We start from the raw sequence: 16,340 nt of genomic DNA on the forward strand, positions 1-16,340 counted from the left end.
AACCCAGCCGGCGCCGCCTGGCGTGACCCGGCACCACGAGTGGTTGCTGCTGGCCGCGACCTTTCTGGTAGTGGCGCTCTGCACACGGCTGGGTGTCTGGCAGCTCGACCGCGCCGCGGCCAAAGAGGCGCTGCACGCGGCGCTGGCAAGCCGCGGCGCGCTGCCGCCGCTGCCGGCCGGGCAACTCGCGACGACGGACCAAGCTGCCACGGCCCAGCACTACCGCGCGACCGTGCTCGCCGGCCGCTGGCTGGGCGGCCACACCGTCTACCTGGACAACCGCCAGGTCGACGGCCGGCCCGGCTTCTTCGTCTTCACGCCGCTGCTGCTGGCCGACGGCAGCGCGGTCGCGGTGCAGCGCGGATGGCTGCCGCGCGACTTCGTCGAGCGCACGCGGGTGCAGGCGCCACCGCTGGCCGCCGGCGAGGTGCAAATCGCCGGCCGTGTCGCGCCGCCGCCGTCGCGGCTGTTCGCATTCGGTGCCGACCCGGCTGGCAGCCGCATCCGCCAGAACCTGGACCTGGCCGCCTGGTCGGCCGAGATCGGCCGGCCGCTGCGCCCGCTGTCGCTGCTGCAGCAGGACGGCGCACAGACGCCCGCCGACGGCCTGCGGCGCACGCTGCCGCAGATCGAGACCGACGTCTCCCGCCACCACGGCTACGCCGCGCAGTGGTTCGCCTTCGCCGCGCTCGCGGCGCTGCTGTATGTCTGGTTCCGTGTCGTCCGTCCGCGCCGCCGCCGCTGAAAGCCCGGCACCCGCCGCACGCAGCCGCTGGAAGCTGCTGCTGGTGCTGGCGATCTGCGCCGCGCCGGTGCTCGCGTCCTACCTCGCCTTCTACGTCCTGCGGCCCGAAGGCGCGCCGTCGCAGGGTGTGCTGATCCGGCCGACACGTTCGCTGCCGGCCGACCTGGCGCTGGCGCGGCTGGACGGCAGCCCGGTGGCTGCGGCGGCGCTGAAAGGGCAGTGGCTGCTGGTCGTCGTCGCGCCCGCCACCTGCGGCCCGGGCTGCGAGCGCCGGCTGTACCTGCAGCGCCAGCTTCGCGAGATGCTGGGGCGCGAACGCGAGCGCGTCGACAAGCTCTGGCTGCTGCCCGGCGGCGGCACGCCGGCGCCCGCGCTGCGCACCGCGGTCGAAGCCGCGCCGGCGGTGACCGTGCTGCGTGCCGACGCCGGCGCGCTGGCGCGCTGGCTCGAGCCCGAGCCCGGCCGGAAGCTGGAGGAGAACCTCTACGTCGTCGACCCGATGGGCGAATGGATGATGCGGCTGCCGGTCGATCCGGATCCGGCGCGGGTGCGGCGCGACCTGGAGCGCCTGCTGCGCGCCTCGGCCGGCTGGGACCAGCCGGGGCGCTGACGATGGACGCCGCGCCGCTCGTCGACCTCGCGCCGCTGGCCCGGCTGCTGGCGCTGGCTGCGCTGCTGGCGGCGGCGCCGCTGGCCTGGCTCTGGCTGCGCCAGCGTGGCGCCGACCGGCGCACGCGCATGGCGGCGCTGGCCACGCTGACGCTGTTCCTGACTTTCGACCTCGTCGTCTTCGGTGCCTTCACGCGGCTGTCGGACTCGGGCCTGGGCTGCCCCGACTGGCCCGGTTGTTACGGCCACGCCAGCCCGGTCGGCGCCGCCGCGCACATCGCCGCGGCCGAGGCGGCGCAGCCGGGAGGGCCGGTCAGCTGGTCCAAGGCCTGGATCGAGATGATCCACCGCTACCTGGCGATGGTGGTCGGCGCACTGGTGCTGGTGCTGGCCGCGGCCGGCGTCGCCGAACGCCGCCGGCTGCCGCACGCCGCAGGCTGGGCCGTCGCGACGCTCGCCTGGGTGCTGCTGCAGGGGCTGCTGGGCAAGTACACGGTCACCTGGAAGCTGTTCCCGGCAGTCGTCACGCTGCACCTGCTGGGCGGGCTGGTGCTGCTGGCGCTGCTGGTGTGGCAGCGCGAGTCGCTGCGTGGTGCCCGCCTGGACGCGCCGCCGGCGCTGCGCCGGCTGGCGGTGGCGGCGACGCTGCTGCTCACGCTGCAGATCGCGCTCGGCGGCTGGGTCAGCACCAATTACGCGGTGCTGGCCTGCAGCGGTTTCCCGCTCTGCAACGGCCAGGCCTGGCCGGCGATGGACCCGGGCGCCGGTTTCAGCCTCTGGCGTGAACTCGGCCACGACGCCGACGGCGGCCTGTTGCCCGTCGAAGCGCTGGTCGCGATCCACATGGCGCACCGGCTGTTCGCCGTGATTGCCGGCGCTGCACTCGCGCTGCTGGCCTGGCGGCTGCTGCGCACGCCGGCTTGCGCACGTTTCGGCCTGGGGCTGGCGCTGCTGCTGGTGGCGCAGCTCGCCAGCGGCCTGTCCAACGTCGTGCTCGGCTGGCCGCTGCCGGCGGCGCTGGCGCATTCGGCCGGCGCCGCGGCCCTGGTGCTGCTGCTGGCCACGCTGCTGGCGCGCAGCGCGCCGCTGCCCGCGGCACGCGCCGTGCCCCGGCCCGATCCCGTCACCGCCTGAACCGCCGCAAAGGACGCCCCATGGCCTGGACTGCCACCGCCGCGCTGCACCTGCCGTCCAAGTGGGCCCAGTTCCACCAGCTGACCAAGCCGCGTGTCGTGCAGCTGATCGTGTTCTGCGCGCTGATCGGCATGCTGCTGGCGCAGCCCGGGCTGCCCGACCTGGGGCGTGTGCTCGCGGCCACGGTCGGCATCTGGCTCGTCGCCAGCGCCGCAGCGGTTTTCAACTGCCTGGTCGAGCGCGGCCTGGACAGCCGCATGGCGCGCACCGCCTGGCGGCCGAGCGCACGCGGCGAGCTCGGCGCCGGCGAGACGCTGGTCTTCGCCGTCGTGCTCTGCACGCTCGGCTGCAGCGTGCTGCTGGCCTTGGTGAACCTGCTGACCGCCGTGCTGACGCTGGCCACCTTCGTCGGCTACGCCATCGTCTACACCGTGCTGCTGAAGCCGCGCACGCCGCAGAACATCGTCATCGGCGGCGCCTCGGGCGCGATGCCGCCGGTGCTGGGCTGGGCGGCGATGACCGGCGACGTCGGCCTGCCGGCGCTGACGCTGTTCCTGATCATCTTCCTGTGGACGCCGCCGCACTTCTGGGCGCTGGCGCTGTACCGGGTCGAGGACTACCGCCGCGCCGGGCTGCCGATGCTGCCGATCACGCACGGCAGCGAGTTCACGCGGCTGCAGGTGCTGCTCTATACGATCGTGCTGTTCGCTGCGACGCTGCTACCCTTCACGTCCCGGACGAGCGGCGGGATCTATCTCGTGGCGGCGGTCGTGCTGGGCTGGCGCTTCATCGTGCTGGCCTGGCGGCTGTGGCGCGACTACAGCGACGCGCTGGCGCGGCAGACCTTCCGCTTCTCGATCTGGCACCTGTCGCTGCTGTTCGCGGCTCTGCTGCTCGACCACTACCTCTGGCCATGGCTGTCTTCACCCGTCGTCTGATGCTCGCCGCGCTCGCGGCCTCCTCCCTGGCCGCCTGCGAACGCGGCGGCGGCAGCGGCGCCCCCGCCCGCGCTGCTTTCGAAGGCATAGACATCACCGGCGCCGACTACGCGCGTGAACTCGAGCTGCCGGACGCCGACGGCCAGCCGCGCCACATCGCCGACTTCCGCGGCAAGGTCACGGTGGTCTTTTTCGGCTACACCCAGTGCCCCGACGTCTGCCCGACGACGATGGTCGAGCTCGCCGAGGTCAAGCGCCAGCTCGGGCCGGCCGGCGAGCGCGTGCAGGGCGTCTTCGTCAGCGTCGACCCCGAGCGCGACACGCCCGAGCTGCTGAAGGCCTACGTCGCCAACTTCGACCCGAGCTTCGTCGCGCTGCGCGGCACGCCCGAGCAGGTGAAGACCGTGGCCAAGCAGTTCAAGGTCTTCTACAACAAGGTGCCGGGGCAGACGCCGACCAGCTACACCATCGACCACACCGCCGGCTCCTACGTCTTCGACGGCCAGGGCCGGGTGCGTTTGTTCACGCGCTACGGCGCCGGCATCGACAAGCTCAAACACGACCTGCAGATCCTGCTGGCCGAGCAGGCGGCTTAAAAAACGAAACGGCCGCCCGAAGGCGGCCGGTCGTCAGCGGCGGGCGGCGCTCAGGCCGTGGTCTCGAGTGCCTTGCGCATCTTCTTCATCGCCGCGACCTCGATCTGGCGGATGCGTTCGGCACTGACGCCGTAGACGGCCGCCAGTTCGTGCAGCGTCATGCCGCCGGAGGAGTCGTCGTTGACCTTGAGCCAGCGCTCCTCGACGATGCGGCGGCTGCGTTCGTCCAGCACCGCCAGCGCCTGGCTGATGCCGTCGCTGGAGAGCCAGTCGCGGTGCCGGGCCTCGATGCGGCGCGTCGGCTCGTTGGTTTCGTCGGCGAGGTAGGCGATGGGCGCGAAAGCTTCTTCGCCGTCGTCGGTCTGCGGCTCGAGCGCGACGTCGCCGCCGGACAGCCGGGTCTCCATCTCGACGACTTCGTCGGGCTTGACGTTGAGCTCGCGCGCGACGGTCTCGACCTCGGCCGGCGTCAGCGTGTTGCGGTGCAGGTCGGCCTCGGCGGCTTCGCTCTTCAGGCCCTGCTTCATCGAGCGCAGGTTGAAGAACAGCTTGCGCTGGGACTTGGTCGTCGCGACCTTGACCATGCGCCAGTTCTTCAGGATGTACTCGTGGATCTCGGCCTTGATCCAGTGCAGCGCGTAGCTGACCAGGCGCACGCCTTGTTCGGGGTCGAAACGTTTGACGGCCTTCATCAGGCCGACGTTGCCTTCCTGGATCAGGTCGCCTTGCGGCAGGCCGTAACCCAGGTACTGGCGCGACACCGATACGACCAGGCGCAGGTGCGACAGCACCAGGCGGCCGGCGGCTTCGAGGTCGCCGTCGTCGCGCAGGCGTTTGCCCAGCGCCACTTCTTCCTGGGCGCTCAGCATCGGCAGGCGGTTCACGGCCGTGATGTAGGCGTCCAGGTTGCCGATCGACGGTACCAGGGCCCACGGGTCGCGGACGGTCAATGCGGTAGTGGCAGCGTTCATGTTCGCTTGGGAGTCCTGTCAGGCGTCTCGAGTTCCGTTGCATATTAGCACTCGATCCGGAGGAGTGCTAAAGCCCGCTTGAAGGTGAATGTGTGCACGCGCTCACACGCCGTTCGGTTCATTTTCTAGAGCCTGCGCCATCGGCGGGCAGCTGTTCAAGTGCCGCTGGCCAGGGCGCGCCACGAACCCGGCGGCGCTTCGGGGCGGGCCGCTGCCGGCCGGCGTCCCCAGAGGTTCGGAATCCAGGCGTTGGCATAACTGAACACATGGGTGTGTTCGCCGCCTTGTTCGTCGAAGCTGGGCGACTGCAGTCCGCCCAGGACGCCGCCGTAGACATGGATGCCGATGCCGGGATCCTGCGCGCCCGGGTTGTCGATCTGGAACAGCGGCAGGTCATCCGGCGGCGGCTGCACCACGCTGCCGGGACGCAGCCGCAGCGCCTGGGCGGCGGCAACCGGGCGGCCGTCTTCCCGGCGCCCGTGCAGGCGCAGCAGGTGTTCGCCGCGCAGCTGGCCGAACAGGCTCCAGACGCCGGTGTCGTGTGTCGGTGAGCGGAAACCCGGTTCGGTCACGTAGCTGACCACCGAGAAGCGGTCGACCGGGTCGGCATAAAGCAGGTAGGTGCTGCTGCCGCGGCGCGGGTGCGCCAGTTCCTCCGGCAACCAGTCGTCGCTGCTGAGCAGCGTGCGCAGCTGCCAGGCCAGCAGTTGCAGCGGAGGGGCCGTGTGGCCGCCGACATTGACCGCCAGACTGGCAGCCTGCACGAAGCGGCGCAGAGGTTCTAGGCTCACGACAAGCATGTCCCATGCATCCGACCAGGCCCGCGGCGCCGCCGCTGGTGCCAGAACGTCCGAGATGCGGGGCGGATCGTTCAGACTGTTCAGTCTAGGCTGAACAAACCGGCTTCACAAGCGCGTACGCCAAGCCACTGCCTCTGGTGCTGGCTTGGTTGACGCCACCGGTACAGGCTGTTGTGACGGGTTGTCGTTCGTTCTAGACTGAACGTGACCGCGGCTTCGCGCTGCACGTTTCCGTCACGCCAACCCGGTTCTCCCCGACCCCATGTCCGAAAACGACGCGGCCATCGAGCGCTTCATCGAAACTCACGGTCTGCTGGCGGAGTCCGACGGGTTGCCGCGCATCCTCGGCCGCATGGCCGCGATCTTCATGCTCGAACCGGGGCCGTTCAGCTTCTCCGAGATCGGCGAGCGGCTGCAGATCAGCCGCGCCAGCGTCAGCACGACGACGCGCCTTCTGGAGAACCTCGGCGTGCTCGAGCGCATCGCCCGGCCTGGCGACCGCCAGGCCTATTTCCGCCTCGTCGAGAACCCGGTGCAGGTGTTCACTCAGCGCCGCATCGCCCGCCAGCAGCGCTGCGTCGAAGCCGTCGACGACCTGCTGACCAAGGCCGTGCTCGACACCGAGGCCCGGGCCCGGCTCGAAGAGATCCGCGGCCACCACATCGAGATGCTGGCGGCGAGCCAGGCGACGCTGGACCGACGCCGGTCCGTCGCCTGAGGCGCGCCGGCACGCCTCAGAGCAGGCCCCAGCGCGTCTCGTGCGCGGCCAGCGCCTCGTCGACGGTGCGCAGGAAGCGGCGCACGTCCAGCGGCTTGGTGATGTACTGGGCTGCACCCAGCGTCAGTGCTTCTTCCATGCGCGCGGTGGTCGCGTCGGCACTGACCACGATGACCGGGATGTCGGCGACGTCGCGGTCCTGCTTCAGGTGGCGCAGCAGCTCCAGGCCGCTGATGTCGGGCAGGTGCATGTCCAGCAGGATCAGGTGCGGCCGGCGCTGGCGCACCGCCGCCAGGCCGTCCAGGCCCATCATCGACACCTCGAGCGCGATCTGCGGCCGCTGCGCGAGCACGCCGCGCATGACCTCGACGTTGGTCTCGTTGTCCTCGATGTAGTGCACGCGCCGCTTGGCATAAGGCTCCAGCGGCGAGCTGATCGTCGAGGCCGGTGCCGTCGCCGCCAGTTCGGCGCGTGGCAGCGTCAGCGTGAAGACCGAGCCCTGGCCGGCGGTGCTGGCGCCTTCGAGCGTGCCGCCCATCAGCTCGGCCAGGCGGCGGCTGATCACCAGGCCGATGCCGGTGCCCTCGATGCCGCTCTGCTCGCGGCCGAGGCGGTTGTAGGGCTGGAACAGCCCGGCCACCTGCTCGGGCGTCATGCCCAGGCCGGTGTCGCGCACGCGCAGCAGCACCTGCTGTTCGCCGGCTGACGCCGACTCGACGACGACGGTGCCGCCGGGCCGGTTGTACTTGACGGCGTTGGACAGCAGGTTGGTCAGCACCTGCTTGAAGCGGGTGTCGTCGGCGAGCACGGCCAGCGCCTCGGGCGCGATCTCGGCGTCCAGCGTGACGCCCATGCGCTCGGCCGCGGTGGCGACCATCTCGATGCTGGCGCCGACCGCGTTGCGCAGGTCCAGCGGCCTCAGGTCCAGCTGCACCGAGCCGGTCTCCAGCCGCGCCAGATCCAGCGTGTCGTTGATCATCGCCAGCAGGTGCCAGCCGGCACGCAGCATCTGCGTCGCCCATTCGCGCTGGTGCGGCGCCAGCGGTGGGTCGCGGTCCAGGCCGAGCAGCTGGGCGAAGCCGATCATCGCGTTCAGCGGCGTGCGCAGTTCGTGGCTCATGCGCGAGAGGAACTCGGTCTTGGCGCGGTTGGCGGCTTCGGCGCGGTGCAGTGCACGCTCCGACTCCTCCAGCCGGCGGTGCTCGGTGATGTCCTCGGCGACACCCGCCAGCCGCCAGGGCTGGCCGGCGGCGTCGCGCAGCAGCGTGAACAGCGTGCGCGCGTGCAGCACCTGGCCGTCGGCGCGCAGCAGCCGGGTCTGGCGGCGCACGGTCTGCGCCTGGCCGGCACGCAGCTCCTCCAGCGCCTGGCGGTCGGCCGCCTGTTCGTCGGGGTGCGAGATGTCGCCCAGCGAGCACTGCACCAGCTCCTCGGCGCTGCGGCCGAGCATCGAGCACAGGCGCGGGTTGGTCTCGACCAGGCGGCCGTCGAGGTCGATGAACATCACCCCGATCGGCACGTTGTCGAGAATGCCCCGCAGCCGGTCCTGGACCTCGCGCATCTCCTCTTCGGCGCGGCGGCGTTCGGCGATCTCGCGCCGCAGTTCGCCGGTGCGCTCCTCCACCGCCAGGCCGATGCGGTGCGCGCGGCCGGTCACCGTCAGCAGCAGCGCACCCAGCACCGCTGCCGCGGCCAGGCCGGCGACCGAGAACACCCAGGCGTTGGTCTGCTGGCGCTCGCGCTCCCAGGGCAGCGTCGACGCCACGCGCAGCTCCAGCGTGCGCGTGGCCAGCGCCATGCGGTGGCGTGCGATCAGGCGCTGGGCCTTCTCGCTCTCGCAGCCGGCGGGCCCGGCCAGGCGCGCGCGCTCGACGCCGGGTTCGGTGTCGACCAGGCACCAGCTCAGGCCCCGGCCGTCGTTGCCGGGCAGGCCGGCGAGCAGGCGCTCGGCATGCACGGTGACGAAGAGCACGCCGGTGAACCGTTCGGCACGCTGCGCGGCGTTGGCCGGCGGCGCGCCGCGGTACAGCGGCAGGTAGAGCACGAAGCCGTTTTCGTCGGCTTCGGGATCCGACTGCGACAGCCGGAAGGCCGCCGTCGCCGTCGCCAGGCCGCTGCTGCGGGCGCGTTCGACAGCCGCCCGCGCCGCCGCCACCGACAGCACGTCGACGCCGAGCGCACGCTGGTTCTGCGCTCGCGGTGCGATCAGGTCGATCGCGAGCACCTCGCCGGCGACCGGCGGGCCGCGCTCGTAGACCGTGTAGCCGGCTTCGCCGCCATCGCGCATGCGCGTCTCGAAGGCCGGCACATCGGCGCGCGCCAGCCGCGACGCGTGGCCGACGGCGCGCAGCTGCATCGGCTGCTCCAGCCACCAGCGTGCCGCCTGCTCCAGCGTCGCCGCGTCCATGCCGCCGGCGGCCTGATAGGCGCCGGCTACGGCCTGCAGCGCCTGCATCGGTTCGTGCAGCCGGCTTTCGGTTTCGGCGGCCAGCGTCGCGCCGTCGCTCTTGAAGGCAGCGTGCAGCCGCTCCTGGTCCCAGCGCCCGACGACGAGCGTGGCACCGGCCAGCAGCAGCGTCGTCAGCAGCAGCGGCATCGCGACGGTGCGCCGGCGCGGGCGCCAGGCTTCGGCCGGCCGGCCGATGAGGGTGAGCACCAGCGGCGCACCGATCATCACGCCCAGCGTGTCGCCGACCCACCAGGTGAGCGCGGTCATCGGCGCCTGGGCGCTGCCGACCGCGCCGGTGGCCCAGAGCGCCGAGGTGGCGAGCGCGGGGTTCACCAGGCAGGCGAGCACACCGCCGTAGACGGCGGTGGCGGTGACGTCGCGCGCGCTGTCCAGCACCAGCGGCTGCGGCACCCGGCGCCGCACCAGCGCCGCGCCGACGGCTGCCTGCAGCGCCGCGCCGATGCCGATCGCCAGCGGCGCGAGCTGCGCGGCGACGTCGGTCTGCCCGCGCGCCGCGCCGAGCACGACGTTGACGAGGAAGGCGCCGAAGAAGACGCCGGCCAGTGCCGGCCGGCCCCAGATCAGCGTGGCGACGAGCGCCAGACCGGCCGAGGGGTACAGCGGCGACGCGTAACCCGGCGGCACCGCCAGCAGCAGCGCCAGCCAGCCGATGGCCGCATACGCGAGCGCGGTGCCGGCGGCGATGCGCCAGGCGGGCAGGGCCGTGGTGTCGTTGGCGGGAGAGGGCACGAGGCCCACTCTACCGCCGTGCCACCGGCCGCGCGCGTCAGCTTGGGGTCGTAGGGATCAGACGTTGAACAGGAAGTTCAGCACATCGCCGTCGCGCACGACGTATTCCTTGCCTTCGGCGCGCATCTTGCCGGCGTCCTTGGCGCCCTGTTCGCCGCGGTAGGCGATGAAGTCCTCGTAGGCGATGGTCTGGGCGCGGATGAAGCCACGTTCGAAGTCGGTGTGGATCACGCCGGCCGCCTGCGGCGCGGTGTCGCCGATGTGGATCGTCCAGGCGCGCACTTCCTTCACGCCGGCGGTGAAGTAGGTCTGCAGCCCGAGCAGCTTGAACGCGGCGCGGATCAGCCGGTTCAGCCCGGGTTCGTCCTGGCCCATCTCGGCCAGGAACAGCGCCCGGTCCTCGTCGCCCATGTCGGCGAGTTCGGCCTCGGTCTTGGCGCAGATCGCCACCACCGGCGCGTTCTGCTTCGCGGCGTACTCGCGCAGCCGGTCCAGGAAGGGGTTGTTCTCGAAGCCGGTCTCGCTGACGTTGCCGACGAACATCGCCGGCTTGGCCGTGATCAGGCACAGCGGCTTCAGGATGACGCGCTCTTCCTTGCTGAAGTCGATGCTGCGCACCGGCTGCGCCTGGTCCAGCGCCGCCTGGCACTTCTCCAGCACCTTCACCAGCGCCGCCGCTTCCTTGTCGTTGCCCGAACGCGCGGCCTTGACGTAGCGGTGCAGGCTTTTTTCCACCGTGCCCAGGTCGGCCAGGCAGAGTTCGGTCTGGATGACCTCGATGTCGGCGATCGGGTCGACGCGGCCGGCGACGTGGATGACGTTGTCGTCCTCGAAGCAGCGCACGACGTTGACGATGGCGTCGGTCTCGCGGATGTGGCTCAGGAACTGGTTGCCCAGGCCTTCGCCCTTGCTCGCGCCGGCCACCAGGCCGGCGATGTCGACGAACTCGACGATCGCCGGCACCACACGTTCGGGCTGCACGATCTCGGAGAGCTTGGCCAGCCGCGGATCCGGCAGCTCGACGACGCCGACGTTGGGCTCGATCGTGCAGAACGGGTAGTTCTCGGCGGCGATGCCGGCCTTGGTGAGGGCGTTGAAGAGGGTGGACTTGCCGACGTTGGGCAGGCCCACGATGCCGCACTGGAGGCTCATGGAAGGGCTTTCGAGAAAGAGAGCGTTCGTCGGGGCGCAGCCAGCGACCGGCGGCGCGAAGGCGGCGATTTTCCTACAGCCGCGGGAATCAGAACGCCCAGCTGGCCGCAGCCGCCTGGCCAGGGCGCAGGCGGCGGCCGAAACCCTCGACGATCACCGCGTTCATGCCGAAGGTGATGCCGCCGTCCATGCGTGCGTCGGCACGGAACTGCGCCAGCGTCGCGCCCGGCTCGGTGCCGGTCTCGGCGCTGGCCGGGTCGACGTTCGGGATCGAGCAGCGCACGCAGGGTTTGACGAGTTTCAGCCGCACCGGGCCGTCGTCGGTCGTGATGGTGATCTCGTCGACATGGTCCTCGTCGAAGGGCTCCAGGCCGTCGAGCACGAGATTCGGGCGGAAGCGCTCCATGCCGACAGCCGGCTGGCCGCGCGCCGCCAGCCGGCTGTTCAGCTCGGCGAGCGAACTGGCCGACGCGACCAGGATCGGGAAGCCGTCGGAAAACAGGTTTTCGGCCTCGATGCCCGCGCTCCAGCGTGCCGAGGACAGGCGACGCTGATCGGGGTCGAAACGCAGCAGCCGCGCCGGCTGGCCGAGGAAGTCGGCGAACCACTGCGCGGCGAGCGCGCCCAGGTCCCAGGCCGCGACCTCGTCGTCCCACACGGTGGCGCGGGTCGGCGTGTCGACACCGTCGATCGGCAGGTGCAGCGCCAGCATGCCCGGGGCGCGCAGCACCAGTTCGTCGCTGCGCAGCGTCGGCCTCACCAGCGCCAGGCGCGGCAGCTGGCGCTGGGTCAGCATGCGCCCGTCGGCGCCGACCAGCATCCAGGCGCGGTCCAGGTCCAGGCCGGTTTCGACCAGCAGCGCCTCGTCGCAAGCAATGCCGGCGCAAGACTTCACCGGGTGGACGAACAGCTGCGAGACGCGGCAATCGAGGTCGCTCAAGACGGGGCTCCAGGGCAGGGCGGCAAAGCCTCGGATTGTGCGTCGGCGCCTAGAATCGCCGTTGCCGCGCCCCGGGTGCGGCCTCGCTGGGGGTGCCGGCGCGTCGTTTCGATGCGTCGGCTGAGAGAGTCCCTTCGAACCTGATTGAGGTCATCCTCGCGCAGGGAAGTCGAGTCCGACAGCGTCGCCACCGCCCGCCGGTGTGCCGCCGCTGCCGGAGCCGGCCGACCTGCCATTTCGTTGCAAGGACGGCAATGGCAAGAACCACACTCGAGGCCCGCGATCTCTGGGCCGACATCGAAGCGCTGCGGCAGCGCCGCCCGCTGGTGCACAGCATCACCAACGTGGTGGTGAGCAACTTCAACGCCAATGTGCTGCTGGCCGCCGGTGCCTCGCCGGTGATGACCCAGGCGCACGAGGAACTGGCGGACATGGTTGCCATCGCCCAGGCGCTGGTGCTCAACATCGGCACGCTCGACGCCTACGCGGTCGAGGCGATGACCATCGCGCTGCGCGCCGCCAATGCGCGCGCCGTGCCGGCGGTGCTGGACCCGGTGGGTGCCGGCGCGACGCCCTACCGCAACCGCACGCTGGCGGCGCTGCTGGCCGCGGGCCGGCCGACGGCGATCCGCGGCAACGCCTCCGAGATCATGAGCCTGGCCGGCGAGGCCGTCGCGACCCGCGGCGTCGACAGCAGCGCCGGCGCCGAGGCGGCGCTGGCACCGGCGCGGGCACTGGCGGCGCGCACCGGCGCCGTGGTCTGCGTCAGCGGGGCCGTCGACCACGTCGTCGCCGCCGACGGCCGCGTGCTGCGCCTGGCCAACGGCCACGAGTGGATGACGCGCATCACCGGTGTCGGCTGCTCGCTGACGGCGCTGGTCGGCGCTTTCTGCGCGGTGCAGCCCGACGCCTGGCGCGCGACCGCGGCCGCGACCGCGCTGATGGGCGTGGCCGGCGAGATCGCCGCCGAGCAGGCGCGCGCGCGCGGTGCCGGCGTCGGCACGATGGCGGCGCTGCTGGTCGACGCGCTGCAGCTCGTCGACGAAGCCGGTTTCCTGTCGCGGGCGCGCATCGAACATGACTGAACACGCCACCCCGATGCGTGGCTGGGGCGCCGAGGCGCTGCGGCTGATGCTGGTCACAGACGACGCACTGGCCGGCGGCCGGCCGCTCGAAGAGATCGTCGCCGCCGCGGTGCAGGGCGGTGTGTCCTGCGTGCAGCTGCGCGAAAAACACCTGGGCACGCGCGCTTTCGTCGCGCGCGGTCGGGCGCTGAAGGCGCTGCTGGCGCCGCGGCGCGTGCCGCTGGTGATCAACGACCGCGTCGACGTCGCGCTCGCCTGCGGCGCCGACGGCGTGCACCTGGGCCAGAGCGACATGGCGGTCGAGGACGCGCGCCGGCTGCTGCCGCCGGCGGTCTTCATCGGCTGGTCGGTCGAGACGCTGGACGACGTGCGCCGCGCCGCCGCGCTGCCGCTGGACTACCTGGGCACGAGCCCGGTGTTCGCGACCACGACCAAGCTGGATGCCGCGCCGGCCTGGGGGCTGGACGGCCTGCGCGCGGTGCGGGCGGCGACGGCGCTGCCGCTGGTGGCCATCGGCGGGCTGCACGCCGGCAACGCCGCGCAGGTGCTCGCGCACGGCGCCGACGGCATCGCCGTCGTCAGCGCGATCTGTTCCGCCGCCGATCCCGAGGCTGCGGCGCGTGAACTGGCGCTGGCGGTGGCGGAGGGCGCACGATGATGCCGCCGCCCTTCACCCACCGCTACGCGCGGGTGCTGATCATCGCCGGCTCGGACAGCGGCGGCGGCGCCGGCATCCAGGCCGACCTGAAGGCCGTCTCCGCACTCGGCGCCTACGGCATGACGGCGATCACCGCGCTGACGGCGCAGAACACGCTGGGCGTGCGCGCGATCCACGGCGTGCCGCCGGCGATGCTGCGCGCGCAGATCGACGCCGTCGCCGAGGACATCGGCGCCGACGCGGTGAAGATCGGCATGCTGCACGCGCCCGAGATCGTGCACGCCGTCGCCGCCGCGCTCGACGCGCACCGCCTGGCGCCGGTGGTGCTGGACCCGGTGATGATCTCGACCAGCGGCTCGCGCCTGCTCGAGCCCGACGCGGTGCAGGCGCTGGTCGGCGAGCTGTTCCCGCGGGCGCTGCTGGTCACGCCCAACCTGGACGAAGCCGCGTTCCTGACCGGGCGCAGCCTGGTGTCGACCGACGACATGGCTGGCGCCGCCGACGAGCTGCTGGCGCGCGGCGCGCCGGCGGTGCTGATCAAGGGTGGCCACCTGCCGGGCGACGAGGTCGCCGACCTGCTCGCCTGGGCCGACGGCCGGCGCCTGTGGCTGCGTGCGCCGCGCATCGCCAGCGCCAACACGCATGGCACCGGCTGCACGCTGTCGTCGGCGATCGCCGCGCGCCTGGCGCTGGGCGACGCGCTCGAGGACGCGGTGCGCGCCGCGCACGCCTACGTGCGCCTGGCGCTGGCGGCCGGCGCGGCGGTGCGCACCGGCGCTGGCGGCGGCCCGCTGAACCACACGGCGGCGCCCGAGCGCATGCGGCTGCTGCCGCTCTGAGCCCGTCGCGGGCTTGCGCGGCGTCGACCGGCGCCGCGCAACCCGCTCCCTACAATGCCCTGATGGCCACCTGCGACGTCCTCGTCCGCGGCGCCGGCGCCGTCGGGCTGGCCGGTGCTCTGTCCCTCGCCCGCCAGGGCTTGCGCGTCGCGCTGCTCGACGCCGCGGCAACGGCCGCGCCGGCCTCGGGCGACATCCGCAGCTACGCGCTCAACGCCGCTTCGGTGGCGCTGCTGCAGGGCCTGCGCGTCTGGGACGCGCTGCCGCCCGACGCGCGCACGGCGGTGCAGGACATGCGCATCGAAGGCGACGCCCCGGGCGCGGCGCTGGACTTCTCGGCCTGGAGCCAGGGCGCCGACGCGCTCGCCTGGATCGTCGACGCCGCCGAACTCGAACACGCGCTGCACATGGCGGCGCGTTTCGCCCCGCACCTGCAGCGCGTGACGGCCGAGCTGCCGGCCGAACTGGTGGTGCTGGCCGAAGGCAAGGACTCGGCGACACGTGCTCGCCTGGGTGCGACGATGCGGCTGCATCCCTACGGCCAGCGTGCGGTCTGCGCCCGGCTCGACGCGTCGTTGCCGCACGCCGGGCTGGCGCGGCAGTGGTTCCGCTCGCCCGACATCCTGGCGCTGCTGCCGATAGACCGGCCGCGCCACGGCCAGGGTTACGGCCTGGTGTGGTCGGTGCCCGATGCGCGTGCCGACGAGCTGATGGCACTGGACGACGCCGGCTTCGAAGCCGCGCTCGCCGAAGCCACCGGCGGTGTTGCCGGGGAGCTGAAGCTGCACGGCGCACGCGCCCAGTTCCCGCTCGCCTTCGGCCGCGCCGAGCCGATCTGCGGCCCGGGCTGGGTGCTGGTCGGCGACGCCGCCCACGTCGTGCACCCGCTGGCCGGCCAGGGGCTCAACCTCGGGCTGGCCGATGTCGCCGCGCTGTCGGCGGCGGTGGCCGCGCGCGAGCCCTGGCGCCGCCTGGGCGACGAGAAGCTGCTGCGCCGCTACGCCCGCGAACGTGAACTGCCGACGCTGGCGATGGGCCAGCTGACCGACGCGCTGATGCACCTGTTCGCGAGCGAAGAGCCGCTGCTGAGGGAACTTCGCAACCGCGGCCTGGATCTGGTGAACCGGTTCTCGCCGCTCAAGCGTTTTCTCACCGAGCGCGCGCTGGACCGTCCCCCTGCCGTTGTTCCGAAGGATCCCCGATGAAAACGACGACCCTGCGGCTGGCTCTTGCCGCCGCCGCTGTGTTCGCCTGCGCCGGCGCGTTTGCGCAAGAAGCCGCGATCCGCAAGGCGCTGGCCGAGCGCCTGCCGACGATGCCCAAGATCGACGAGGTGCGCCCGGCCCCGATCGCCGGCCTGTACGAGGTGCGCTACGGCGGCACCGAGATCCTCTACGCCGACGCCAAGGGCGAGTTCATCGTCCAGGGCTCGCTGATCGACACCAAGACGCTGACCAACCTGACCGAGGCGCGCCAGGACCAGCTGAGCGCGATCGACTTCGCCAAGCTGCCGTTCAAGGACGCGATCACGCTGCGCCAGGGCAGCGGCGCACGCAAGCTGGCGGTCTTCGTCGACCCGAACTGCGGCTACTGCAAACGTTTCGAGCGTGACCTCGCCGGCCTGAAGGACGTCACCATCCACGCCTTCCTGATGCCGATCCTGGGGCCCGACTCCAACACCAAGTCGCGCGACATCTGGTGCGCCAAGGACGTGGCCAAGACCTGGCGCGCCTGGATGCTCGACGGCGTCGTGCCGCCCAAGACCATGGGCGCCTGCGACGCCGGCGCGCTGGCGCGCAACGTCGCGCTCGGCCAGCGCCACCGCATCAACGGCACGCCGGCGGTGGTCTTCGAGGACGGCACGCGCAAGCCCGGCGCGATCCCGATCGACCAGGTCGAGAAGCTGTTGGCGGCAGCAGCCAAGAAAGGCTGAGTCCCGGCGGCGACAATCGCCGC

General features: G+C 72.2%; 16 protein-coding genes. 11 read left to right on the forward strand and 5 right to left on the reverse strand.

Annotated elements, in window-relative coordinates; genetic code table 11:
- The first annotated feature begins 22 nt into the window (after nucleotides 1–22).
- Genes CKO43_RS05530 through CKO43_RS05550 form a run of 5 tightly spaced genes read left to right on the forward strand, consistent with a single transcriptional unit; the run spans nucleotide 23 to nucleotide 4,022 of the window.
- A complete protein-coding gene (locus CKO43_RS05530; RefSeq protein WP_200378084.1) occupies nucleotides 23–745 on the forward strand; it encodes an SURF1 family cytochrome oxidase biogenesis protein in 723 nt (240 codons plus the stop codon).
- Nucleotides 717–1,355 carry an SCO family protein gene (locus CKO43_RS05535; RefSeq protein WP_346728212.1) on the forward strand — a complete coding sequence of 213 codons (639 nt, stop codon included), beginning with the start codon at nucleotides 717–719 and terminating at the stop codon, nucleotides 1,353–1,355. The genes CKO43_RS05530 and CKO43_RS05535 overlap by 29 nt, the downstream gene beginning before the upstream one ends.
- A 2-nt stretch (nucleotides 1,356–1,357) precedes the next feature.
- Complete coding sequence (locus CKO43_RS05540; RefSeq protein WP_200378086.1) at nucleotides 1,358–2,488, forward strand: COX15/CtaA family protein; 1,131 nt, start codon at nucleotides 1,358–1,360, stop codon at nucleotides 2,486–2,488.
- 20 nt (nucleotides 2,489–2,508) lie between these two features.
- Complete coding sequence (locus tag CKO43_RS05545; RefSeq protein WP_200378087.1) at nucleotides 2,509–3,426, forward strand: heme o synthase; 918 nt, start codon at nucleotides 2,509–2,511, stop codon at nucleotides 3,424–3,426.
- Entirely contained in the window at nucleotides 3,402–4,022 is a 621-nt protein-coding gene (locus CKO43_RS05550) for an SCO family protein (protein WP_200229779.1), read from the forward strand. Before CKO43_RS05545 ends, CKO43_RS05550 begins: the two co-directional genes overlap by 25 nt.
- 50 nt (nucleotides 4,023–4,072) lie before the next feature.
- Here CKO43_RS05550 and rpoH read toward each other — a convergent pair whose 3' ends face one another.
- Nucleotides 4,073–4,993, reverse strand: a complete 921-nt coding sequence (gene rpoH / locus CKO43_RS05555; protein WP_200229780.1) for an RNA polymerase sigma factor RpoH — start codon at nucleotides 4,991–4,993, stop codon at nucleotides 4,073–4,075.
- A 155-nt stretch (nucleotides 4,994–5,148) separates the two neighbouring features.
- Complete coding sequence (locus CKO43_RS05560; RefSeq protein WP_200229782.1) at nucleotides 5,149–5,784, reverse strand: cysteine dioxygenase family protein; 636 nt, start codon at nucleotides 5,782–5,784, stop codon at nucleotides 5,149–5,151.
- Nucleotides 5,785–6,055: 271 nt separating this feature from the next.
- Here CKO43_RS05560 and CKO43_RS05565 point away from each other — a divergent pair, with 271 nt between their 5' ends.
- Nucleotides 6,056–6,511, forward strand: coding sequence for a GbsR/MarR family transcriptional regulator (locus tag CKO43_RS05565; protein ID WP_200229784.1), 456 nt, complete (start codon nucleotides 6,056–6,058; stop codon nucleotides 6,509–6,511).
- A 16-nt stretch (nucleotides 6,512–6,527) separates the two neighbouring features.
- On the opposite strand, the gene CKO43_RS05570 is transcribed toward CKO43_RS05565, so the two are convergent.
- The 3 genes from CKO43_RS05570 to CKO43_RS05580 all read right to left on the reverse strand — a co-directional run bounded on the left by CKO43_RS05570 (nucleotide 6,528) and on the right by CKO43_RS05580 (nucleotide 11,802).
- Nucleotides 6,528–9,710: a CHASE domain-containing protein gene (locus tag CKO43_RS05570; RefSeq protein ID WP_346728213.1), complete on the reverse strand. Its 3,183-nt coding sequence runs from the start codon at nucleotides 9,708–9,710 to the stop codon at nucleotides 6,528–6,530.
- A 57-nt stretch (nucleotides 9,711–9,767) separates the two neighbouring features.
- Complete coding sequence (ychF, locus tag CKO43_RS05575; RefSeq protein WP_200229788.1) at nucleotides 9,768–10,862, reverse strand: redox-regulated ATPase YchF; 1,095 nt, start codon at nucleotides 10,860–10,862, stop codon at nucleotides 9,768–9,770.
- A gap of 88 nt (nucleotides 10,863–10,950) precedes the next feature.
- Nucleotides 10,951–11,802, reverse strand: coding sequence for an MOSC domain-containing protein (locus CKO43_RS05580; protein ID WP_200378089.1), 852 nt, complete (start codon nucleotides 11,800–11,802; stop codon nucleotides 10,951–10,953).
- Between the two features lie 254 nt (nucleotides 11,803–12,056).
- On the opposite strand from CKO43_RS05580, the gene thiM reads away from it, so the two are divergent.
- From thiM to CKO43_RS05605, 5 genes are all read left to right on the forward strand, one after another.
- Nucleotides 12,057–12,887 carry a hydroxyethylthiazole kinase gene (thiM, locus tag CKO43_RS05585; RefSeq protein ID WP_200378090.1) on the forward strand — a complete coding sequence of 277 codons (831 nt, stop codon included), beginning with the start codon at nucleotides 12,057–12,059 and terminating at the stop codon, nucleotides 12,885–12,887.
- On the forward strand, nucleotides 12,880–13,545 hold the full coding sequence (gene thiE / locus CKO43_RS05590; RefSeq protein WP_200378091.1) for a thiamine phosphate synthase: 666 nt from the start codon (nucleotides 12,880–12,882) through the stop codon (nucleotides 13,543–13,545). The genes thiM and thiE overlap by 8 nt, the downstream gene beginning before the upstream one ends.
- Nucleotides 13,542–14,384 (forward strand): bifunctional hydroxymethylpyrimidine kinase/phosphomethylpyrimidine kinase, encoded by an 843-nt coding sequence (gene thiD / locus CKO43_RS05595; protein ID WP_200229792.1) that lies wholly within the window; start codon nucleotides 13,542–13,544, stop codon nucleotides 14,382–14,384. The genes thiE and thiD overlap by 4 nt, the downstream gene beginning before the upstream one ends.
- A 62-nt stretch (nucleotides 14,385–14,446) precedes the next feature.
- Nucleotides 14,447–15,589, forward strand: a complete 1,143-nt coding sequence (locus tag CKO43_RS05600; protein WP_200378092.1) for an FAD-dependent monooxygenase — start codon at nucleotides 14,447–14,449, stop codon at nucleotides 15,587–15,589.
- Nucleotides 15,586–16,317, forward strand: a complete 732-nt coding sequence (locus CKO43_RS05605; RefSeq protein ID WP_200229795.1) for a DsbC family protein — start codon at nucleotides 15,586–15,588, stop codon at nucleotides 16,315–16,317. The genes CKO43_RS05600 and CKO43_RS05605 overlap by 4 nt, the downstream gene beginning before the upstream one ends.
- Nucleotides 16,318–16,340: the final 23 nt, after the last annotated feature.

This window comes from Rubrivivax gelatinosus (assembly GCF_016583785.1).
Taxonomy (GTDB): domain Bacteria; phylum Pseudomonadota; class Gammaproteobacteria; order Burkholderiales; family Burkholderiaceae_C; genus Rubrivivax; species Rubrivivax gelatinosus_B.